The organism is Streptomyces sp. NPDC002790 (genome assembly GCF_040295505.1).
Taxonomy (GTDB): Bacteria; Actinomycetota; Actinomycetes; order Streptomycetales; family Streptomycetaceae; genus Streptomyces.
The window spans coordinates 63,991-84,988 of the sequence record NZ_JBEOVM010000010.1; the positions used below are offsets into that span (position 1 = coordinate 63,991).

At 69.0% G+C, this 20,998-nt stretch carries 18 protein-coding genes and 1 pseudogene; 9 read left to right on the forward strand and 10 right to left on the reverse strand.

Annotated elements, in window-relative coordinates; genetic code table 11:
* Positions 1–12: 12 nt before the first annotated feature.
* The 6 genes from ABT004_RS08300 (at position 13) to arfA (ending at position 6,544) form a co-directional block, all read left to right on the forward strand.
* Positions 13–789 (forward strand): IclR family transcriptional regulator, encoded by a 777-nt coding sequence (locus tag ABT004_RS08300; RefSeq protein WP_351332744.1) that lies wholly within the window; start codon positions 13–15, stop codon positions 787–789.
* Positions 786–1,634: an SMP-30/gluconolactonase/LRE family protein gene (locus ABT004_RS08305; protein WP_351332747.1), complete on the forward strand. Its 849-nt coding sequence runs from the start codon at positions 786–788 to the stop codon at positions 1,632–1,634. Before ABT004_RS08300 ends, ABT004_RS08305 begins: the two co-directional genes overlap by 4 nt.
* Before the next feature lie 174 nt (positions 1,635–1,808).
* Positions 1,809–3,185, forward strand: a complete 1,377-nt coding sequence (locus ABT004_RS08310) for an extracellular solute-binding protein (protein ID WP_351332749.1) — start codon at positions 1,809–1,811, stop codon at positions 3,183–3,185.
* Entirely contained in the window at positions 3,182–4,123 is a 942-nt protein-coding gene (locus tag ABT004_RS08315; protein WP_351332751.1) for a carbohydrate ABC transporter permease, read from the forward strand. The genes ABT004_RS08310 and ABT004_RS08315 overlap by 4 nt, the downstream gene beginning before the upstream one ends.
* The gene (locus ABT004_RS08320) at positions 4,120–4,977 is read left to right on the forward strand and encodes a carbohydrate ABC transporter permease (protein WP_351332754.1); all 858 of its coding nucleotides are present in this window, start codon (positions 4,120–4,122) and stop codon (positions 4,975–4,977) included. The genes ABT004_RS08315 and ABT004_RS08320 overlap by 4 nt, the downstream gene beginning before the upstream one ends.
* Before the next feature lie 61 nt (positions 4,978–5,038).
* Complete coding sequence (gene arfA, locus ABT004_RS08325) at positions 5,039–6,544, forward strand: arabinosylfuranosidase ArfA (RefSeq protein WP_351332756.1); 1,506 nt, start codon at positions 5,039–5,041, stop codon at positions 6,542–6,544.
* A gap of 73 nt (positions 6,545–6,617) precedes the next feature.
* Here the strand turns inward: arfA and ABT004_RS08330 are convergent, their stop codons facing one another.
* Positions 6,618–7,562 (reverse strand): sulfite exporter TauE/SafE family protein, encoded by a 945-nt coding sequence (locus ABT004_RS08330; protein WP_351332758.1) that lies wholly within the window; start codon positions 7,560–7,562, stop codon positions 6,618–6,620.
* Positions 7,563–7,705: 143 nt separating this feature from the next.
* Between ABT004_RS08330 and ABT004_RS08335 the strand changes: the two genes are divergently transcribed.
* The gene (locus tag ABT004_RS08335; protein ID WP_351332761.1) at positions 7,706–8,170 is read left to right on the forward strand and encodes an RrF2 family transcriptional regulator; all 465 of its coding nucleotides are present in this window, start codon (positions 7,706–7,708) and stop codon (positions 8,168–8,170) included.
* A 5-nt stretch (positions 8,171–8,175) separates the two neighbouring features.
* Here ABT004_RS08335 and ABT004_RS08340 read toward each other — a convergent pair.
* Positions 8,176–9,384, reverse strand: a pseudogene (locus ABT004_RS08340) (pyridoxal phosphate-dependent aminotransferase); the annotation flags it as partial.
* A 133-nt stretch (positions 9,385–9,517) separates the two neighbouring features.
* Here ABT004_RS08340 and ABT004_RS08345 point away from each other — a divergent pair.
* Entirely contained in the window at positions 9,518–10,504 is a 987-nt protein-coding gene (locus ABT004_RS08345) for an arabinan endo-1,5-alpha-L-arabinosidase (protein WP_351332763.1), read from the forward strand.
* A gap of 75 nt (positions 10,505–10,579) precedes the next feature.
* Here ABT004_RS08345 and ABT004_RS08350 read toward each other — a convergent pair whose 3' ends face one another.
* From ABT004_RS08350 to ABT004_RS08385, 8 genes are all read right to left on the reverse strand, one after another.
* A complete protein-coding gene (locus ABT004_RS08350; protein ID WP_351332765.1) occupies positions 10,580–11,740 on the reverse strand; it encodes an aldose epimerase family protein in 1,161 nt (386 codons plus the stop codon).
* 41 nt (positions 11,741–11,781) lie between these two features.
* A complete protein-coding gene (gene mmsB / locus ABT004_RS08355) occupies positions 11,782–13,035 on the reverse strand; it encodes a multiple monosaccharide ABC transporter permease (RefSeq protein ID WP_351332768.1) in 1,254 nt (417 codons plus the stop codon).
* On the reverse strand, positions 13,032–14,582 hold the full coding sequence (gene mmsA / locus ABT004_RS08360; RefSeq protein ID WP_351332771.1) for a multiple monosaccharide ABC transporter ATP-binding protein: 1,551 nt from the start codon (positions 14,580–14,582) through the stop codon (positions 13,032–13,034). The genes mmsB and mmsA overlap by 4 nt, the downstream gene beginning before the upstream one ends.
* Positions 14,583–14,612: 30 nt before the next feature.
* Entirely contained in the window at positions 14,613–15,728 is a 1,116-nt protein-coding gene (gene chvE, locus ABT004_RS08365; RefSeq protein ID WP_351332774.1) for a multiple monosaccharide ABC transporter substrate-binding protein, read from the reverse strand.
* A gap of 137 nt (positions 15,729–15,865) precedes the next feature.
* Positions 15,866–16,822 (reverse strand): hypothetical protein, encoded by a 957-nt coding sequence (locus tag ABT004_RS08370; RefSeq protein ID WP_351332776.1) that lies wholly within the window; start codon positions 16,820–16,822, stop codon positions 15,866–15,868.
* A 267-nt stretch (positions 16,823–17,089) separates the two neighbouring features.
* Complete coding sequence (locus ABT004_RS08375; protein WP_351332778.1) at positions 17,090–18,112, reverse strand: zinc-dependent alcohol dehydrogenase; 1,023 nt, start codon at positions 18,110–18,112, stop codon at positions 17,090–17,092.
* Positions 18,109–19,266, reverse strand: a complete 1,158-nt coding sequence (locus ABT004_RS08380) for a mandelate racemase/muconate lactonizing enzyme family protein (protein WP_351332781.1) — start codon at positions 19,264–19,266, stop codon at positions 18,109–18,111. The genes ABT004_RS08375 and ABT004_RS08380 overlap by 4 nt, the downstream gene beginning before the upstream one ends.
* A gap of 116 nt (positions 19,267–19,382) precedes the next feature.
* Positions 19,383–19,820 (reverse strand): MarR family winged helix-turn-helix transcriptional regulator, encoded by a 438-nt coding sequence (locus ABT004_RS08385; protein ID WP_351332784.1) that lies wholly within the window; start codon positions 19,818–19,820, stop codon positions 19,383–19,385.
* Positions 19,821–19,945: 125 nt separating this feature from the next.
* On the opposite strand from ABT004_RS08385, the gene ABT004_RS08390 reads away from it, so the two are divergent.
* The gene (locus tag ABT004_RS08390; RefSeq protein ID WP_351332787.1) at positions 19,946–20,971 is read left to right on the forward strand and encodes an NADP-dependent oxidoreductase; all 1,026 of its coding nucleotides are present in this window, start codon (positions 19,946–19,948) and stop codon (positions 20,969–20,971) included.
* Positions 20,972–20,998 lie beyond the last annotated feature (27 nt).

A 20,998-nucleotide genomic window follows, 5' to 3' on the forward strand; every position in this document is an offset into this window, starting at 1 on the left:
GAGGGGTCGGTTGTGGGACGTCTCGTGCCAGCCGTGACCCGCGCTCTGGACATACTGGAGCTGTTCCTGGACGGGGACGGCACGCTGTCCGCCCCCGACATCGTCCGCAAGCTACAGCTTCCGCGGACCACGGTCCACGAACTGGTCACCACGCTCGCCGCCCGCCAGTACATCGTGCAGGTCCCGAGCCAGCCGGGCCGCTACCGGCTCGGCGTGCGCCCGTACCAGCTCGGCAGCCGGTACGCCGAGCAGCTCGACCTCGCCGCCGAGGGGCAGCACGTCGCCCGCGACGTCGCGGAGACCTGCGACGAGACCGTCCACGTGGCGATCCTCGAGGGCACCGACGTCATCTACATCGCGAAGGTCGACTCCACGCACGCCGTGCGCATGGTGTCCGCCGCGGGGCGCCGCCTCCCCGCGCACTGCACGTCCGTCGGCAAGATGCTGCTCGCGTCGCTGCCCGACGCCGAGCTGACCGCGCGGATCCCGGACGACGCGGACCTCATCGCCATGACCGAGAACTCGATCACCGACCCGGCGGCCCTGCGCGCGCACCTGGAGGACGTGCGCGAGCGCGGCGTCGCCGTGGAGAGCCGCGAGTCGAACACGGACGTGTCGTGCGTCGCCGCGCCGGTCCGCGACCGCACCAACCGGGTCGTCGCCGCGCTCTCCATCTCCGTACCGATGATCCGCTGGAGCGACGCGCGCGAGGACGAGCTGGCGGGGCTCGCCGCGAAGGGCGCCGCCGACCTCTCCGAGCGCCTCGGCCACCGGGGGGCCGCGCGATGACGGTCCGCGTCGAGGAGGCCGTGCGGGCCTCGGCGGAACTGGGCGAGGGCCCGACCTGGGACCCGGCCGCGGGCCGCGTGATCTGGGTGGACATCCTGAACTCCCGCGTGCACACCTACGAGCCGGGCAGCGGCCGCCGCACCGTCCTCGCCACCGAACAGCACGTGGGCGCCGCCAAGCCGCGCGCGGGAGGCGGCCTGGTCGTCAACCTCCGTGACGGCGTGGGGAGTTACGGCCCGGACGGGGCCTTCGCATGGCTGCACCGCGAGCCCGTCCCCGGCCGGCGCGGCAACGACGCGGCGGTGGCCCCCGACGGCGCGCTGTGGGCGGGCTCGATGCCGTACGACGAGACGCCCGGCGGCGGCAACCTGATCCGCGTCGCACCCGACGGCGCGGTGACCGAGGCCCTCGACGACGTCACGATCTCCAACGGCACCGGTTGGAGCCCCGACGGCGCCCGCATGTACTACGTCGACACACCGACGGGCCGTATCGACGTCTTCGACGTGGACGGTGAACGGATAGGAAACCGCGGGGAGTTGGTGGCCGTCGAGGGCGGAGCGGGCTCGCCCGACGGGTTGACCGTCGACGCGGACGGCTGCGTGTGGGTGGCCCTGTGGGACGGGGGTGCCCTCCGCCGCTACACACCGTCCGGCGCCCTCGACCGCGTCGTACGGCTGCCGGTCTCGCGCCCGACGGCCTGCGCCTTCGGCGGTCCCGACCTGACGGATCTGTACGTGACGTCGGCGCGGGTCGGCCTGGAGCGGCCGGAGCCGCTCGCGGGCTCGCTGCTCGTACTGCCGGGACTTGGGCAAGGGGTGACCCAGGCGGCTTTCGGAGGCTGAGACTTCGGCGAAGCCACTTCCAGGAGGCGGGGGCGTACGGCGTTCGCGTCGTGCGCCCCGTACTTTTTCCCGCGATTCCCGCGCGACCCATTGACGCGGAAGCGCTTCGATTTTACGGTCCCGTTCGAAGTTACGAGCGGCATTCGAAATATCGAACGTAGGGAGGGGCCGGTTGTGGGACGACCTGGCCTGAACCGCAGACAACTCCTCGCAGGTGCGGGCGGGTTGGCGGTCGCGGGAAGCCTGGGATTCGCGGCACTGGGCACGGGCGCCGACGCGCTCGCCTCGGGCGCGGACACCCGCGTGCGCTACTGGAACCTCTTCAGCGGCGGCGACGGCTACAACATGATCTCGATGCTGGACGACTTCCGTAAGGAACATCCGGACGTCGACGTGAAGGACTCCACGCTCCAGTGGGGCACCCCGTACTACACGAAGCTCGCGATGGCCGCCGCGGGCAACCGCGCACCCGACCTCGCGGTGATGCACCTGGGCCGCCTCACCGGCTTCTCGCCCGGCCGCCTCCTGGACCCGTGGGACGTCGGTCTGCTCGCCAAGTACGGCGTGAAGGAGGCCGACTACAACCCCGAGCTGTGGAAGCGTGCGGTGATCGACGGCAAGCTCTACGCGCTGCCGCTCGATATCCACGTACAGCTCTGTTACTACCGCAAGGACGTGCTGAAGAAGGCGAGTCTGCTCGACGGTGACGGACGGATGCTCCAAGTGACGTCCACCGACGAGTGGTTCGACATGCTGAAGGAGGCGAAGAAGGCCACCAAGAAGGGACTTCAGACCCTCGGCCTGCACGTCAACGACCTCAACATCCAGTGGTGGATGTTCGTCGCCTTCTACACACAGCTCGGCGGCACCTGGTTCGACAAGGCCAACGCCGAGGTCACCTTCGACACCGGCAAGGCCACCCAGGTCCTGGAGTTCCTGCGCAAGCACATCACCGACGGCTACACCATCTCGGGCGCGGCCGACGCCGAGCAGTTCATCAACGGGTCGCCGTTCGACTGGGAGGGCAACTGGTCGGTGCCGGTCTTCGACGGCGCCAAGGTGGAGTACGGAGCGACCCCGCTGCCGCCCGTCTTCGGCAAGCAGGCCACCCACGCCGAGTCGCACTCCTTCGTCCTGCCGCACCAGGAGGGCCGCGGCGGCGCGGTGAACGAGGCGGCGCACGAACTCGCCGCGTACGTCGTCCAGCACGCCCGGAAGTGGGCGCTCGGCGGACACATCCCGGCGAACACGCCGACCCTGGCCTCGGCCGCGTACAAGAAGATGCACCCGCAGAGCGAGTACGTGTCCGCGATGAACCACCAGGCCACCGAGCCGAAAGTGTGGTTCGCGGGATCGACCGGGCTGCTCGCCCAGCGCACCGGGCCCATCGTCATGTCCTCGACGGCGGGCTCCAGCAGGCCGGAGGCCGCGGCCCGCCGCCTGAAGGGCACGCTGGCCCAGCTCCTCGCATCCAAGAATCCGATGGACGGCAAGACCGCCGCCCAGGCCCTTTCCGGTCCGCGTCACGCGCAGGGAGGTGCGGTCGCATGACGACGACCAGTGCCGAGACCGTCGTCGTACCGCCGCGCGCGAAGACCGCCGCCGCCAGTACGACGGTCCGCCGCAAGCAGGGGTTCCAGCACGGGGGCTGGTTCGTGGCCCCGTTCCTGGCCGTGTTCGCGCTCTTCGTGATCTGGCCGCTGATCCGCGGCGTGTACCTCTCCTTCACCGACGCCAACATCTCCGGTGACGCGGCGAACTTCGTCGGCCTCGACAACTACAAGGAGGCCCTCCAGGACCAGTTGATGTGGGACTCGCTCGGCCACAGCGCGTACTTCACGCTGCTGGTCGTGCCCTCCATCACGGTCCTCGCCTTCCTCCTCGCGATGCTGGCCCACCACATCGAGCGCGGAAAGTGGCTGTGGCGGCTCTGCTTCTTCCTGCCGTTCCTGCTGCCTTCGACGGTCGCGGGCAACCTGTGGCAGTGGCTGTTCAACCCCGGTACGGGCATGGTCAATCACGTCCTCGGCATCGACACGCCCTGGCTGTCGGACAAGTCGTACGCGCTGCTCGGCGTGGTCATCTGCACCGTGTGGTGGACGGCGGGCTTCAGCTTCCTGCTGTACCTGGCCGCCCTCCAAGGCATTCCGGTCCACCTGTACGAGGCCGCGAAGCTGGACGGCGCCAACGCCTGGCACCGGATGGTCCACATCACGCTGCCGATGCTCCGCAACATCACGGGCCTCGTCGTGGCCCTGCTGATCCTCGCCTCGCTCCAGGTCTTCGACCAGGCGGTCGTGATGATGGACTTCGGTCCAGGGCCCGAGGACAGCACGCGCACCTTTGTGCAGTTCACCCTGGAGGAGGGCTTCACCGCCTACCGCGTCGGCTACGCCTCCGCGGTCTCCATCTTCTTCTTCGTGATCATCGCGGCCGTCGCCCTCGCGCGGATGTGGCTGCTGCGCAACCGTGAGGAGGGCGCGCGATGAGCGGCGCCGTGGTTCGGACACGTGCTCGCAGGCCCTGGACGCCCAGCCAGATCGTCCTCACGCTGCTCGGCGCTGCGGTCTCCGCCGTCATGCTGGCCCCGCTGGCCTGGGCCCTGTTCACCTCGCTCAAGTCGGAGACCGAGGCGGTCGAGGTGCCGACGCACTGGCTGCCCGAGGTCTGGACGGGCCAGGCGTGGAAGGCCCTCTTCGAGACCGGCAACATCACCAACTGGTTCGTCAACTCCGTCGTCGTCTCCGTGGTCGTGACGGCGGTGGTCCTCTTCGTCGCGTCACTCGCCGGATACGGGTTCGCGCGTACGGAGTTCAGGGGCAAGGCCTTCCTCATGGGCGTGGTGATGGCGGGCCTGATGATCTCCCCGGCCGTCCTCGGCGTCCCGCTGTTCACCACGGTCCAGCAGATGGGGATGGTCGACACGTACTGGGGCATGATCCTTCCGCAGTGCGCGCCCGCCGCGATGGTCTACATCCTCTACAAGTTCTTCCAGGGCATCCCGAAGGAACTGGAGGAGGCGGCCTTCATCGACGGCGCGGGCCGCTGGCGGGTCTTCTTCACCGTCATCCTGCCGCTGTCCCGCCCCTCGCTCGCGGCGGTCGGCATCTTCACCTTCATCAGTTCGTGGAACAACTTCCTGTGGCCGTACATGGTCACCAACAACCCCGACCTGATGACCATGCCGAACGGCATCGCGACCGTCATGAACTCCTACGGCATCCAGTGGGCCCAGCTGATGGCCGGTGGCCTGATGGCGGGCCTGCCCCTGATCATCGTCTTCGTCTTCTTCCAGCGTCAGATCGTGGCGGGCGTCGCCCACACGGGCCTCGCCGGCCAGTAGTCGGCCCCGCGCCAGTAGTCAGTCCCACGCCAGCATTCAGTCCCACGTCGAAAGGAACGCTTTGCGCACCGCACGCTTCACCCTCGACCCCGCCTTCACCGTCGGCACGGTCAACCCCCGGCTCTTCGGCTCGTTCGTGGAGCATCTCGGCCGCTGCGTCTACACCGGCATCTACGAGCCGGGTCACGAGAGCGCGGACGAGGCCGGGCTGCGCACCGATGTCCTCGACCTGGTACGGGAGTTGGGGGTGACGACGATCCGCTACCCCGGCGGCAACTTCGTCTCCGGATACAAGTGGGAGGACTCGGTCGGTCCCGTCGATGACCGCCCGGCCCGCCTGGACCTCGCCTGGCGCACCACGGAGTCGAACCGCTTCGGCCTGTCCGAGTACATCGCCTTCCTGCGCAAGCTCGGCCCGCAGGCCGAACCGATGATGGCCCTGAACCTGGGCACGCGCGGCGTCGCGGAGGCGATCGAGCTCCAGGAGTACGCGAACCACCCCTCGGGGACCGCCCTGTCGGACCTGCGGGCGGAACACGGCGACAAGGACCCCTTCGGCATCCGCCTGTGGTGCCTCGGCAACGAGATGGACGGCCCCTGGCAGACCGGCCACAAGACGGCCGAGGAGTACGGGCGGATCGCGGCGGAGACGGCGCGCGCGATGCGGCAGATCGACCCGGGCGTGGAGCTGGTCGCGTGCGGCAGCTCGAGCCAGGCGATGCCGACGTTCGCCGGATGGGAGGCGACGGTCCTCGCCGAGACGTACGACCTCGTCGACCACATCTCGCTGCACGCCTACTACGAGGAGCACGACGGCGACCGGGACTCGTTCCTCGCCTCGGCGGTCGACATGGAGTCGTTCATCGAGAACGTGGTGGCGACCTGCGACCACGTGGGCGCGTGCCTCAAGTCGTCGAAGAAGATCAACCTCTCCTTCGACGAGTGGAACGTCTGGTACCAGTCGCGTACCGAGTCCGAGGTCGCGGCCCTCGACTGGCCGGAGGCGCCGCGCCTCCTGGAGGACGTCTACACGGTGACGGACGCGGTCGTCTTCGGCTCGCTCCTCATCGCGCTCCTGCGCCACGCGGACCGCGTGACGGTGGCGTGCCTCGCCCAGCTGGTCAACGTCATCGCCCCGATCATGACCGAGCCGGGCGGCCCCGCGTGGCGGCAGACGACCTTCTACCCGTTCGCCGCGGCCTCGCGGTACGGCCGTGGCGAGGTCCTCGACGTCCGCGTCTCAGGACCCACCCACGACACGCAGCGCCACGGCACGGCCGACCTCCTGCACGCGACGGCGGTCCGCGCGGAGGACGGCACGGTCACCGTCTTCGCGGTGAACCGCAGCCAGACGGAGACCCTCCCGCTGGAGGTCGCCCTGAACGGGCTCGACCTCGCACGCGTGGCCGACCACAGCGTCCTCTCCGACCCCGACCCGGACGCCCGCAACACCCTCGCGGACCCGGAGCGCGTGGTACCGCACGCGGCATCGGGGACGACCCTGGAAGACGGGACGCTGACGGCGCCGCTCGAACCCCTGTCGTGGAACGTGATCCGGCTGGCGTGACCGCGGGACTGTGACGCAGAACCGCGATACTTCCGTGGTTCTGCGTCACAGTCCCGGCCGGTCGTAGCCGCGGCTACACCCTGGAGCCCGCCTCCGACACCGTCTTCTCCGTGTCGGACGGCGCGGGCGCCGGGGCGCCCGCCACCACCAGCGACCGACTCCTCCGGCCCCGCAGCGTGACCACCGTGCCGACCGCCGCGAACGCCGCGCACACCGCCAGCAGCGGGATCCCCGATACGCCCCACATCGCCAGGCCCGAGCCCGCGAGGAGTGTGACCAGGGCCCAGCGCAGGGCCGGGCCCGAGATGCGGGTGGAGAGGAGAGCGCCGCCCACCACGCCGGGGATCGCGCCGATCAGCAGCGTGCCGGCCATGCCGAAGGCGACGTCGCCGAACAGGACGTGGCCGAGGGCCGCCGCAGCGACCACCGGGATGGCCTGCACGAGGTCCGTGCCGACCAGGTGGTTCGCCTTCAGGCGCGGGTGGGCGAGCATCAGCATCACGATGATCAGCGAGCCGGAGCCCACCGACGTCATGCCGACGATGAAGCCGCCGATCAGGCCGATGGCGAGGGTGGCCAGCGGGCGGACCGCCACGTGTGCGTCCTCCGCCTCCTCCGCGCCCGTGCCGCGCCGCGCGTCCAACCACATGCGGGCCAGCATCCCGACGACCGCGAGGACGAGCGCGCCACCGATGACGTACTTCACGCGCTCCTGGAGCTGATCCCCGTCGCCGAGCAGCCCCAGGCAGAGCGCGCCGAGGACCGCCGCGGGCATCGCCGTCGGCAGCAGCCAGCGCACGATGTCCCAGCGCACGGTCCCGGCACGCTGGTGCACGGCCGCCCCGAAGGGCTTCATGAACACCGAGGTCGCCAGGTCGCTGCCGATCGCGGCCGTCGGGTTGACGCCGAACAGCATCACCATGATCGGCGTCATCAGCGCACCGCCGCCCATGCCGGTGAGGCCCACCGCCACCCCGACGAGCGCGCCCGCGACGACTATCGCCCAGGAGAAGTCCATGTCGGCGACTGTACGCACCATCCCTATGGGAAAGGTAGGGAAGATCTGTGTGTCCCAGATGCTGGAAGACCCGAGGAAGACCCGAGGGGGCTCAAGCAAGATCCACCGCACCGCGCGCCGCGAGCGTCCACCACAATGAGCCCATGAGGATCTCCGCCCGCGCCGACTACGCCGTACGTGCCTGCCTGGAAATCACCGTTCATGCCGAGGGGGACGGTGTTCCGATCAAGGCGGAGGCCATCGCCGCGGCACAGGAGATTCCGCACAAGTTCCTGGAGGGGATCCTCGGCGACCTGCGGCGCGGCTGCATCGTCGTGAGTAAGCGGGGCGGCAACGGCGGCTATCTGCTCGCCCGCCCGGCCGCCGAGATCACCGTCGCCGACGTCGTACGCGCCGTGGAGGGCCCCATCGTCTCGGTGCGCGGCGAGCGGCCCAACGCGCTCAGCTACACGGGCCCCGCCGAACCGCTCCTCCCGCTGTGGGTGGCGCTGCGGGCCAACGTGCGCAAGATCCTGGAGGGCGTCACGCTCGCCGACCTCGCGCACGACCGGCTGCCGGACCCGGTGAAGGAACTCGCCGAGGACCCGGCCGCCTGGCGCAACCCTTAGGAGCCTGTGGACCGGATGAGGCGGTCGACCGCCGCCGTGCCCGAGCTGTAGGTGGTCCCTCCGTTCAGCTCGGGCACGGCGGCTCCCCTCCCGGTCCCCATGAGCGACTCCAGACCGGCCACCAGGCGCAGGACGTCCGGTTGGGGTCGCACCACGAGGCGCAGGAAGCTGCTGGACGATCCGATCTTGTTGCCGCACTCGCGCACCAGGACGCCGTGCCCGGCGAGCAGCCGGTCGCGGACCGTCACGCCGTCGACCCCGTCCGGCAGGCGCACGTAGAGGAAGTTGCCCTGCGAGGGGTAGACGGTGAGCGGGCACAGGCGCGCCAGGTGCCAGCGCATGTCCTGGCGGTCGCGGCACACCTGGCGCAGGCTGTCGGCGTACTCCTGGCGGTGCTCGCGGAGCATGAAGACGACCGCTTCCGCGAAGGAGTTGAGGTTCCACTTGGGGAGTGCGGAGCGCACCTTTCCCGCGAGGCCCGGGTTCGCGACCAGGTAGCCGAAGCGCACGCCGTGCAGACCGAAGTTCTTGCCGAGGCTGCGCAGCACGATCACGTTCGGGCGCAGGATCGCCTCCTGTACGAGGCTGGGGTCCTGCCCGCCCTCGGCGTCGGCGAAGTCGAGGAACGACTCGTCGATCACGACCAGATCGAGGTGCCGCAGCTCGTCGACGAGGGGGAGCAGGGCCCGGCGCGGGAGCAGGCCGCCGTCGGGGTTGTTCGGGTTGCAGACGACGGCGGCCCGCGAGCCGCGCGCGTGGATGAACTCCGCGTACGCGGCCGGGTCGAGCGCGAAGGCGTCGCGCTCGGGCAGCGGGAACATGTCGACCCGCTTGCCCGTCTCCATCGGCTGGTCCGTCCACCGGCCGAACGTCGGTACGGGCACGGCGAGCGACTCGCGGACGAGCAAGTGGTCGATCCAGGTGATGAGTTCGGTCGAGCCGTTGCCCATCGCCACGGTCTGCGGGTTGAGGCCGAGGACCTGGCACAGCTCGGCGGTGATGTGCTCGGTGCTGCTGGGGTAGTACGTCAGGATCTCGTGCAGCCGGCCGCGGAGCGCGTCCAGCATCGCGGGGGTGGGGAAGTAGGGGTTGCAGGGGATGCAGAAGTCGACGACCCCGCCGCTGCCGTCACCCGCCCCGGCCCGAGTCAGCTGGCCGTACGAGGGGGAGTGGGCGGTCGAGCCCTGGAACAGCGAGACGACGCTTCCGCTCATGAAATGCCTCCCATCGGCCGGGTGTCGGGCATGAGTACGAGGACGGGGCGGGCGATGTTCAGCGCGTGGGGCGAATGTGACGTGCGTGACGCCGACGAGGCAACCCCCGCGCCGCCCACGGCGACTCACCTGCATGAAGGAAAAGACCCGCAAGCGCCGCCTGCTCCCGGTACTCGCCGCCGCTGCCGCCGCGACCGCCTACGCCCTCGTCCCCGGCACCGCCCAGGCGGCCTACCCCGGCTCGGGCCTGCTCACCGGCGACGTCTCCGTACATGATCCGTCGATGGTCAAGACGTCGAGCGGCTACGTCGTCTACTCCACCCACAACGGCGTCGAGGCCCGCACCTCCACCGACCGCACGGCCTTCAAGCGCGCGGGCGCCGCCTTCACGACGCTCCCGTCGTGGTGGTCGACGTACTCGCCGGACAAGGACGTGTGGGCGCCCGACGTCTCGTACCGCGGCGGCAAGTACCTGATGTACTACGCCGTTTCGACCTTCGGCTCGACGCACTCGGCGATCGGCTTCGCGTCCTCGCCGAGCGGGCAGCCGGGTACCTGGACCGACCACGGCGTCGTGCACGCCACGAGCACGTCCTCCGACTACAACGCCATCGACCCGAACCTCTTCGTCGACGGTGACGGCAAGTGGTGGCTGTCGTTCGGGAGTTGGTCCTCCGGCATCAAGATGATCAGGCTCGACCCGTCGACCGGCAAGCAGTACGCCGCCGACACGACGGTCCGCCCGCTGGCCGCGCGACCGACCGGTACGAAGGCCGTGGAGGGGCCCGCCGTCGTCAAGCACGGCTCGTACTACTACCTCCTCGCCTCCTACGACACCTGCTGCGCCGGCACCTCGTCCACCTACAAGATCAAGGTGGGCAGGGCGAGTTCACCCACGGGCCCGTACGTCGACAAGAGCGGCGTACGGATGACGGAGAACGGCGGCACCGAGGTACTGGCCACGCACGGCAAGTACATCGGGCCCGGCGGCCAGTCCGTGCTCTCGGACTCCGACGGCGATCTGCTCGTCTACCACTACTACGACGGGACGGACGGCGGAGCGCCGAAGATGGGCGTCAACCTGCTGAACTGGGGGAGTGGCTGGCCGGTCGCGTACTGAATCGGAACACAGGAGCGGCCGGGACCCCGCAGGGCCCCGGCCGCTCACCGGTTCAGAGCGACGTCGGACGCCGCTTCACACGCCGAACGAGTGCACCGTCGTCGTCCGGTACGTCTCGCCCGGACGCAGCACCGTCGAAGGGAACTTCGGCTGGTTCGGCGAGTCCGGGAAGTGCTGGGTCTCCAGGGCCAGGCCGTCGCCCTGCCGGTAGGTGCGCCCCGACTGGCCGACGAGCGTGCCGTCGAGGAAGTTGCCCGAGTAGAACTGCAGCCCCGGCTGGTCCGTGGCGATCTTCAGGCTGCGGCCCGAGGACGGGTCGCGCAGCGTCGCGACGAGGACCGGCTTGGCCGTGCTGCCCTTGTCCATCGCCCAGTTGTGGTCGAAGCCCTTCGCGAGGATCTGCTGCGGGTGGGCCGCGCGGATGTCGCGGCCGATGGGCTTCGCCCTGCGGAAGTCGAACGGGGTGCCCGCGACCTTCGCCAGCTCACCGGTCGGGATGAGGCCCGCGTCGGTGGGCGTGTAGCGGGAGGCGGCCAGCGACAGCTCGTGGTCGTAGATGGTGCCGTTGCCCTCGCCCGCGAGGTTGAAGTACGTGTGGTTGGTGAGGTTCACGACGGTCGCCTTGTCCGTCGTCGCCTCGTAGTCGATACGCCAGTCGCCGCGCGCCGTCAGCGTGTACGTGACCGTCGTCTTCAGCGTGCCGGGGTAGCCCATCTCGCCGTCGACGGACGTGTAGTGCATGTGCAGGCCGACGTCGGAGCCGGACGTGAAGGGCTCGATGTCCCACACCCGCGTGTTGAAGCCCTTGGCGCCGCCGTGCAGCGAGTTCTCGCCGTCGTTCACGGAGACCTGGTACGCCTTGCCGTCGAGGGTGAACCTCCCCTTGGCGATGCGGTTGCCGTAGCGGCCGATGGTGGCGCCGAAGAACGTGGTGCCGGCGATGTACTCCTCGACGGTGTCGTAGCCGAGGGAGACGTTCACGTACTTGCCGTGGCGGTCCGGGAGTTCGAGCGACTGGACGATGCCGCCGTAGTTCAGGACCTTCAGGCGCGTGCCGCCGTTCTCCAGCGACCAGCGGTAGATCTTCGTGCCGTCGGCGAGCTTGCCGAAGGACTCCTTCACGGGCTTTCTGCCTCCGGAGGTGGTTCCCGATGCGTGGGCCGTGCCGCCCAGGGCCGTGGCGGCGACCCCGGCGGCGGCCGCGGATGCGATGACGTTGCGTCTGCTCAGTTCCATCTGTGCCGCTCCCTAAGAAGACCTGCCAACAGGAAGAAGACCTACGAACCGGACTTGCGCTTGTTCCACACGTCGAAGCCGACCGCGGCGAGCAGGGCCAGGCCCTTGATCACCGACTGCCAGTCGGAGCCGACGCCGAGCAGGTTCATGCCGTTGTTCAGCACGCCGAGGACGAGACCGCCGATGATCGCGCCGAGGATGGTGCCGACTCCGCCGCTCATCGACGCGCCGCCGATGAACGACGCGGCGATCGCCTCGAGTTCGAAGTTGAGCCCCGCCTTCGGCGAGGCCGCGTTCAGGCGGGCCGCGACGACCAGGCCCGCCAGGGCCGCGAGCACGCCCATGTTGAGGAAGACGTAGAAGGTGACCTTCTTGTCCTTCACACCGGAGAGCTTCGCCGCCGGGAGGTTGCCGCCGATCGCGTAGATGTGCCGCCCGAAGATCGAGTTGCGCATCACGTAGCCGTAGCCGACCACGAGGACGCCGAGGATGATCAGGACGATCGGGGTGCCCTTGTAGCTGGCGAGCAGCAGCGTCACGACCGCGATCGCCGCGACGATCGCGACCAGCTTCAGCACGAACAGGTTGAACGGGACGACGTCCAGGGAGAATTCGCGCTGCCTGCGCCGGTCCCGCATCTCCTGCCAGACCACGGCGGCGGCCAGCACGACGCCGAGCAGCAGCGTGAGGTTGTGGTAGTTGGTGTTCGGGCCGACCGCCGGCAGGAAGCCGTTGCCGATCTTCTGGAGTCCGTCCGGGAACGGGCCGAGCGTCTGCCCCTTGAGCAGGATCTCGGTGAGCCCGCGCCACACCAGCATGCCCGCCAGGGTCACGATGAACGACGGTATGCCGCCGAACGCGATGAGCCAGCCCTGTATCGAACCGGCGATGCCGCCCATCACCAGGCAGAGGATCACGGCGACCGGCCACGAGATCTCGTGGCTGACCGTGAGCACCGCGGCCATCGAGCCGACGAACGCCGTCAACGAGCCGACGGACAGGTCGATATGGCCCGCGATGATCACCAGCATCATGCCGATCGCGAGGATCAGGATGTAGCTGTTCTGCAGCACCAGGTTGGAGACGTTGCGCGGCAGGATCAGGTCGCCGTCGGTCCACACGGCGAAGACGGCGACCAGCAGGCCGAGCGCGATCAGCATCCCGTACTGGCGCATGTTGCGGCGCATGCCGGCGACGACGAGCTGGAGCAGGCCGCCTCCGGCCGCCGCGCCCTCCTTGCGTGGCGGCGGTGGCGGCGCCGCCGCCGGGATCTTGTCCGTCACGTTCGTGCTCATCGCGCTACCTCTTTGTCCTTCGTCATCAGGCGCATCAGCGATTCCTGTGTCGCCTCGGCGCGCGGCACCTCGCCGGTCAGGCGGCCCGCGGCCATCGTGTAGATGCGGTCGCACATGCCGAGCAGCTCGGGCAGCTCGGATGAGATGAAGACGACCGCCTTGCCCTCGGCCGCGAGCTTGTCGATGACCGTGTAGATCTCGTACTTCGCGCCGACGTCGATGCCACGCGTCGGCTCGTCGAGGATCAGCACATCGGGGCCCGCGAAGATCCACTTGCTGAGGACGACCTTCTGCTGGTTGCCGCCCGACAGCTTGCCCGCCGGCTCGAACACCGTCGGGGCCTTGATGTTCATCGACTTGCGGTAGCTCTCGGCGACCTGCCGCTCCTCGTGCTCGTCGACGATGCCGCGCTTGGCGACCTTGCCCAGGGCGCTCATCGTGATGTTGCGGCCGATGGTGTCGATCAGGTTGAGGCCGTAGTGCTTGCGGTCCTCGGTGACGTACGCGATCCCGTGGCCGACCGCTTCGGAGACATGCCGCGTACTGATCTCCGCGCCGTCCTTCAGGACGCTTCCGCCCGCGTACCTGCCGTACGTACGGCCGAACACGTTCATCGCCAGCTCGGTGCGGCCAGCGCCCATCAGACCCGCGATGCCGACGATCTCGCCGCGGCGCACGGTGAGCGAGACGTCGTCGACGACCTTGCGCTCGCGGTCGATGGGATGGCGCACCGTCCAGTTGCGGATCTCCATGGCCGGCGCCGCGCCCGCCTCCGGCTGGTGCGGCGTGCGGTCGGGGAAGCGGTTGTCCAGGTCCCGGCCGACCATGCCGGAGATGATCCGGTCCTCGGTGGTCTCCGGGGCCCGCACATCGAGGGTCTCGACGGTCCGCCCGTCGCGCAGGATCGTCACCGAGTCGGCGACCTTGCGGATCTCGTTCAGCTTGTGCGAGATGATGATCGAGGTGATGCCCTGATCCTTGAGCTCAAGGATCAGATCGAGGAGCGTGTCGGAGTCCTCGTCGTTCAGGGAGGCCGTCGGCTCGTCCAGGATCAGCAGCTTCACTTCCTTGGCGAGCGCCTTGGCGATCTCCACGAGCTGCTGCTTGCCCACCCCGATGTCGGTGACGCGGGTGTTGGGGTTCTCGTTCAGGCCCACCCGGCGCAGCTGGCGCGTCGCGTGGCCAAGGGTCTCGTGCCAGTTGATGAAGCCGCGGTTCGCGTGCTCGTTGCCGAGGAACATGTTCTCGGCGATCGACAGGAACGGCACGAGCGCCAGCTCCTGGTGGATGATGACGATGCCGCGCGCCTCACTGGCGTTGATGTCCTTGAACTCGCAGTGTTCTCCTTCGAAGAGGATGTCCCCTTCGTAACTCCCGTGCGGGTGGACGCCGGAGAGCACCTTCATGAGGGTGGACTTTCCGGCGCCGTTCTCCCCGCAGATGGCGTGGACCTCGCCGGGGCGGACGCTCAGGGAGACGTCCGACAGCGCCTTGACGCCGGGAAAGGTCTTGACGATCGAGCGCATTTCCAGGACGGGTCCCGCCATGGTCGTGCCCTTCTATGAGGCGTGTACGGACTACTTCAGGCCCAGGTCGGACTTGGAGTAGTAGCCGCTGTCGACCAGCGTCTTCTGGTAGTTGGTCTTGTCGACGCTGACCGGGGTCAGCAGGTACGAGGGGACGACCTTGACGCCGTTGTCGTACGTCTTGGTGTCGTTGACCTTGGGCTTCTTGTCGTTGAGCACGTCGTCGACCATGTCCACCGAGACCTCGGCGAGCTTGCGGGTGTCCTTGTAGACGGTCGCGTACTGCTGGCCCGCGATGATCGACTTCACGGAGGCGACCTCGGCGTCCTGGCCCGAGACCACCGGCAGCGGCTTGGCCTTCGTGCCGTAGTCGTCGGACTTCAGGGCGGACAGGATGCCGATGGAGATGCCGTCGTACGGCGAGAGCACCGCGTCGACCTTCGTGCTCTTGTACGTGGAGGTCAGGATGTCGTCCATGCGCTTCTGCGCGGTGGCGCCGTCCCAGCGCAGCGTGGTGACCTGGTTGAGCTTGGTCTGCCCCGACTTGATGACCAGCTGCTTCTTGTCGATGTACGGCTTGAGCACGGACATCGCGCCGTTGAAGAAGTACTTGGTGTTGTTGTCGTCGTTGGAGCCGGCGAACAGCTCCAGGTTGAACGGGCCCTTCTTGCCGCTGTCGAGCCCCAGCTTCTTGACGATGGCGCCGGCCTGCAGCTCGCCGACCTTCTCGTTGTCGAACGTCGCGTAGTAGTCGACGTTCTTCGAGTCCAGGATCAGGCGGTCGTACGCGATCACCGGAATGTTCGCGTCCTTCGCCTCCTGGAGCACGTTGGTGAGCGACTTGTTGTCGATCGAGGCGACGATCAGCGCCGAGACACCCTGGGTGATCATGTTCTCGATCTGCGAGACCTGCTGGTCGGGGTCGTCCTCACCGAACGCCAGCTTCGTCTTGTAACCCTTCGCCTTCAGCGACTTGACAACGTTGTTGCCGTCGGCGATCCACCGCTCGGAGGACTTGGTCGGCATCGCGATGCCGACGGTGGAGCCCTTCGCGCTCTTCTTCTCGTCCTTGCTCCCGCCCTCGCCGCTCTGGCCGCAGGCGGACAGGGCGAGCGCGAGGGAGGCGGAAGCGGCTATCGCGGTGAGTGCGGCTCGGCGGTTTCGCATGGTCATCATCCTTGATGTGTGAGTGCACAACTGCGGGCGGTGCGAAGTCCCCTGTGCGGAGCGTGGGTTGACCGAGTGGAGATGCGTTGGATTCTGCGCGGCCCTGTCCAGTTCTGGGAAGTTCCGCGCCCGGAACGTTATTGGCCCGTGTCGAACCGGTTGAGAGCTCCCGGCAGCCGCGAGCCCACCGGCGACATTCCGCCGTCGGCCCCGTGCCGCTCCAGCAGGTCGAGCGCGAGCCGCCCCCGGCGCACCCGCTCGCGGGCGGTGTCCAGGGTGACGTCGCGCAGCTGGGCCCCGTACGGGTAGATGGCCGGCGCCTTGGCGAGCCCGAACTTCAGGTACAACGGGGCGCCGCGGCGGACCAGTTCGGCGATCTCGTACATCCGGACATAGCCGCCGAGGTCGTCGGGCGCCTCGACGTACATGTCCATGGGCGCGGCGGAGACCCGCCGGATCTCGGTGAGATGCGCGAGCGTCAGATCACTCGGCACATTCAACGAGTCGGCCCCGAGCCGCTCGTACACGGCGTACGAGGCAGGATTCACGGGCCCGACGAGCGCAGACACCTTGAGGGTGGTGTCGCCCGGGATGACGCCCTGTTGCCTCGCCCGGTGCAGCGTCCACAGCACGCCCTCGTCGGCGACGAGCAGGCACTTGACGCCCAACTCCGTCGCCCGCACGGCGTCCTCGACGCATCCGGCGACGGCGTCGTGCCCACGGGCGCGCAGCCCCGCGCCGCCCGAGTCGGTCCGCACGGAGGCGCCGGTGTCCCAGCTGCCGCGCGGCCCGGTGAACAGGCAGAGCTCGATGTCGCGTTCGGCGGTCGCCTCGACCATTTCCTGGATCTCGGTGTCCCGCAGCATCCAGATGCCGCTGCCCTGGCTGATCCGGTGAATGGGCACGTCGAGCCGCGACGCCTCCTTGAGCACGACCCCAACGGCCTCCGGCCCTTCCACCGACGGAACTTCGGTCCGCCAGGTGCCGCCGTCGGGGAAGGTGTGGGGGGAGGTGTCGGCATCCTGCTGGTCGGGACCGCTCAGACCGAGAGCGGAGAGTGCGGGTTCGCCGGGTCGGCGGGGTGCGTCGGTCACGGTGTTCCTTTACGGATCGTTCGAAATTTCGGATGAGGTTCGAGACGCTTGAGCTCGGTCGGCCATATCAAGCCGCCTCGCTTGGGGCGGGCGGCGCGGGCACTTCAAGCCCCGCTCGGGGATGAGAGCCAGCGGGGTGCGGGCCTTTCAAGCCCCTGCGGCGATTGAGCAGCGGGGTGTGGGGCAGAGCCCCACAAGACCCCGGTCGACCGCGACGCTCCGGATGAGCGAGGCCCACCCACCCGCTGCCGCAGGCCTCCCGCGTGGCTAGGGCCGCAACAACACCTTGCCCACCGCAGGGTCCCCCGCCCCCACCCACTCGATCGCCTCGGCAAACCGCTCCAACGCCACCTCATGTGTAACGAGCGGCAACGGATCCAACAACCCCGCCCCGAACATCCGCACCGCATGCCCCCACGCATCCGCCGCCGCCCCGAACACCGTCCGCACCTCCAGCTGCCGCACCACGAGATCCGTCGGGTCGAGCCCCTCCGCCGCCCCGGCCGCCGGAATCCCGGTGAGCACGAGCCGCCCGCCCCGCCGCAGCAACGACGCGGCGGTACGCGCCGCGGACGCGGACCCGGCAGTCTCTATCACCACGTCGAGATCGTCCGGCAGCACATCCGTACGCAACCGGAAGTCGGTGCCGCCGAACTGCCGTGCCAGCGCCACCCGTTCACCCCGCGTACCGACCACCACCAGCTCCGCCGGCGAGGCCGCCGCGAGGAACTGCACGGCGAACATCCCGAGCGTCCCGGTCCCGACCACCCCCACCCGCTGCCCCGGCACCGCCGCCGCCTTCAGCGCGGCCGCGGCGATGCACGCGGCGGGTTCGAGCAGCGCCGCGGCGGTGAGGTCGGCGTCGTCGGGCAGCACGTGCAACAGCCGCGCTGGAAGCGTCAACGTCGCGGCCATGGCCCCCGGTTGAGTGAACCCGGTCTCCTCGTACCCGTCGGTGCACAGCGTCGTCTCACCGGCGTGGCACCGCGCGCACACCTGGCAGTTGCGGAAGCCTTCCCCCACGACCTTGCGCCCGGCCAGGGACGCGGGCACCCCGTCGCCCACCGCGTCCACGACGCCGGACCACTCGTGCCCCGGCGTCAGCGGGTAACGCACGTACCCCTCGGGCCGGTTGCCCTGGTACACCTCACGGTCGCTGCCGCAGATCCCCACGGCGTGCACCCGCACCCGCGCCTCGCCGGGGCCCGGTGCCACCGGCTCGTGCGGGACGATCCGGTGCTTGCCCGGCGCCTCGACGACGACGGCGGAACTCGCGACGCCGGAACTCACGACGCCGCCTTCGGATCGCGCTTCTCCCAGCCCTCGGCCCACAGGTCGAACCGGGCCTGCTGCTGCGGGAATTCGGCCGCCGCGTCGACATCGAGCTCGACACCGAGACCCGACTCGTGGGACAGCTCGAAGTAGCCGTCGACGACCGTCGGCGCGCCCTTCACGACCTTCTTGATCTCGGCGTCCGCGAAGTCGTTGAAGTGCTCAAGAATCTTGAAGTTCGGAGTGGAGAACCCGACCTGCAAGGAGGCGGCAGTCAACACAGGCCCACCCACATTGTGCGGAGCCACCAGCATGTAGTGCGTCTCCGCCGTGGCGGCCAGCTTCCGCGTCTCCCAGATGCCGCCGATGTGGCCGACGTCCGGCTGCAGGATGTCGACGGCCTGGCTCTCGAACAGCTCCCGGAACTCGATCCGGTCGTGGATCCGCTCACCGGTCGCCACCGGCATCTCCACCTTCGCGGCCACCTTCTCCAGTGCCTTGAGGTTCTCCGGCGGCACCGGCTCCTCCAGCCACGCCGGGTTGAACGGCGCCAGGTCGCGGGCGAGCCGGATCGCCGTGGCGGGGGAGAACCGCCCGTGCATCTCCAGCATCAACTCGGCCTCGGGCCCGATGGCGTCGCGCACGGCCTCGATCAACGACACGGCGTACAGGGACTGTTCGTGGTCGAGCTCGAAGTGACCGGTGCCGAACGGGTCGATCTTCAGCGCCTTGTACCCGCGCTCCACCACCGCCTGCGCGGCCTTGTGGTACGCCTCCGGTGTGCGCTCGGTGGTGTACCAGCCGTTCGCGTACGCCTTGACCCTGTCGGTCACCTTGCCGCCGAGCAGCTGCCACACCGGTACGCCGAGGGCCTTGCCCTTGATGTCCCAGCAGGCCATCTCGATCACCGCGATGCCGGACATGACGATCTCGCCGGCCCGGCCGTAGTCGCCGTACTTCATCCGCCGTACGAGGTCCTCGACGGCGAACGGGTCGGAGCCGACAATGTGGTTGGCCTGGGCCTCGTGCAAGTAGCCGACGAGCGCGTCGGTGTGGCCCAGCATCCGGGTCTCGCCGACACCGGTGAGTCCTTCGTCGGTGTGCACCTGTACGTAGGTCAGGTTCCGCCACGGAGTCCCGACCACGTGCGTGCTGATTCCCGTGATCCGCAAGGCAGTTGCCCCCTGTGCTGTTCGAAATGTCGTCACGCGTTCGAAATGCTGGCGTGACAGTAAATCGACCCTCACGGGGTGTCAATGGGTTGGTGTGGTGTATGTAGGGGCCGGTCTCAGCCCGTGCCGAGCATCCGCCGCAACATGTCCCGGAACGCGACCCGCTCATCCTGCGAAAGTCCCGCCAGCGGCTCGCGCGCGAAGTCGAGCGACTCGCGCAGTGCCCGCGCGATCCGCCGCCCCTGAGCGGTGGCGGCGGCCACCTTCACCCGGCGGTCGCCCGGCGAGGGCTGCCGCTCCACGAGGTCGCGGGCCTCGAGCCGGTCCACGATCCCCGTCACGTTCGACGGCTCGCACTTCAGCCGCTGCGCCACCTGCCGCATCGGCAGCGGCTCCAGGGAGAGCAGTCCGAGCACCCGCGCCTGCGCGCCGGTGAGCCCGTGCCGCGATGCGGCCTCCTCGTACTCCTGGTGGTAGCGCGCGACGATCTCCCCGATCAGCTCGACGACCTCGAGGGTGAGCGGTTCCGTGCGGGGGGAATTCGTTGCGGCCATGTCCACCAGAGTACCCAGTTACTTGACATCATGAAATATTCAGGAGCATTGTTGTTTCAGGTACTGAAGTATTTTTCGGATGCTTCGGCCCACGTGCTTCCGCCCCCTCGACAAAGGATCAGCGCATGACCGCCGACACCCCCCAGATCCCCGCCACCGGCCGCGAGTGGACCCTGGTCAGCCGCCCCGTCGGGTGGCCGAAGCCCGAGGACTTCGAGCTGCGCGAGGCCCCGGTGGCCGAGCCGGGCCCCGGCCAGGTGCTGGTCAAGAACCTGTACGTCTCCGTGGACCCGTACATGCGCGGCCGGATGAGCGCCGCGAAGTCGTACGTGGCCCCGTACGAGCTGGGCAAGCCCATGCAGGGCGGTGCCGTCGGCGTCGTCCTGGCGTCGAACGACGAGGGCGTGTCCGTGGGCGACCACGTGCTGCACTTCTTCGGCTGGCGCGAGTACGCGACGTTCGACGCGAAGCAGGCCGTGAAGGTCGACCCGGACGCCGCGCCCCTCTCCACGTACCTCGGTGTCCTCGGCATGACGGGCCTCACCGCCTACGCGGGCCTGCTGCGCACGCTGGACTTCAAGGAGGGCGACAGCGTCTTCGTCTCAGGCGCCGCGGGCGCGGTCGGCGGCCAGGTCGGCCAGATCGCCAAGCTCAAGGGCGCCTCGCGGGTCATCGGCTCGGCCGGCTCGGACGAGAAGGTCAAGCTGCTCCTGGAGGAGTACGGCTTCGACGCCGCGTTCAACTACAAGACGGGCGACGTCCACACGCTCCTGAAGGAGGCGGCTCCCGACGGTGTCGACGTCTACTTCGACAACGTCGGCGGTGACCACCTGGAGGCCGCCATCGCCCGCCTGAACCGCGACGGCCGCATCGCCATCTGCGGCGCGATCTCCGTCTACAACAGCACGGAGCCGGCCCCCGGCCCGCGCAACCTCTCCCGCCTCATCCAGACCCGCGGCCGCATCGAGGGCTTCCTCGTCGGCGACCACTACGACCTGCAGCCGCAGTTCGTGCAGGAGGTCGGCGCCTGGGTGCGCTCCGGCGAGCTGAAGTACCGCGAGACGTTCGTCGAGGGCGTCGAGAACAACCTGGAGGCGTTCCTCGGGGTACTGCGCGGCGACAACACCGGAAAGATGATCGTCAAGCTGTGAGTGACCCCCGCCACATGCATTGATTCC

Bases quoted from the DNA above. Each gene is read 5' to 3' on its own strand.
- ABT004_RS08345 (WP_351332763.1), top strand. From the start codon at position 9,518: ATGAAGGAAAAGACCCGCAAGCGCCGCCTGCTCCCGGTACTCGCCGCC.
- ABT004_RS08390 (WP_351332787.1), top strand. From the start codon at position 19,946: ATGACCGCCGACACCCCCCAGATCCCCGCCACCGGCCGCGAGTGGACC.
- chvE (WP_351332774.1), bottom strand. From the start codon at position 15,728: ATGCGAAACCGCCGAGCCGCACTCACCGCGATAGCCGCTTCCGCCTCC.
- ABT004_RS08315 (WP_351332751.1), top strand. From the start codon at position 3,182: ATGACGACGACCAGTGCCGAGACCGTCGTCGTACCGCCGCGCGCGAAG.
- ABT004_RS08335 (WP_351332761.1), top strand. From the start codon at position 7,706: ATGAGGATCTCCGCCCGCGCCGACTACGCCGTACGTGCCTGCCTGGAA.
- ABT004_RS08330 (WP_351332758.1), bottom strand. From the start codon at position 7,562: ATGGACTTCTCCTGGGCGATAGTCGTCGCGGGCGCGCTCGTCGGGGTG.
- mmsB (WP_351332768.1), bottom strand. From the start codon at position 13,035: ATGAGCACGAACGTGACGGACAAGATCCCGGCGGCGGCGCCGCCACCG.
- mmsA (WP_351332771.1), bottom strand. From the start codon at position 14,582: ATGGCGGGACCCGTCCTGGAAATGCGCTCGATCGTCAAGACCTTTCCC.
- ABT004_RS08385 (WP_351332784.1), bottom strand. From the start codon at position 19,820: ATGGCCGCAACGAATTCCCCCCGCACGGAACCGCTCACCCTCGAGGTC.
- ABT004_RS08320 (WP_351332754.1), top strand. From the start codon at position 4,120: ATGAGCGGCGCCGTGGTTCGGACACGTGCTCGCAGGCCCTGGACGCCC.
- ABT004_RS08350 (WP_351332765.1), bottom strand. From the start codon at position 11,740: ATGGAACTGAGCAGACGCAACGTCATCGCATCCGCGGCCGCCGCCGGG.
- ABT004_RS08305 (WP_351332747.1), top strand. From the start codon at position 786: ATGACGGTCCGCGTCGAGGAGGCCGTGCGGGCCTCGGCGGAACTGGGC.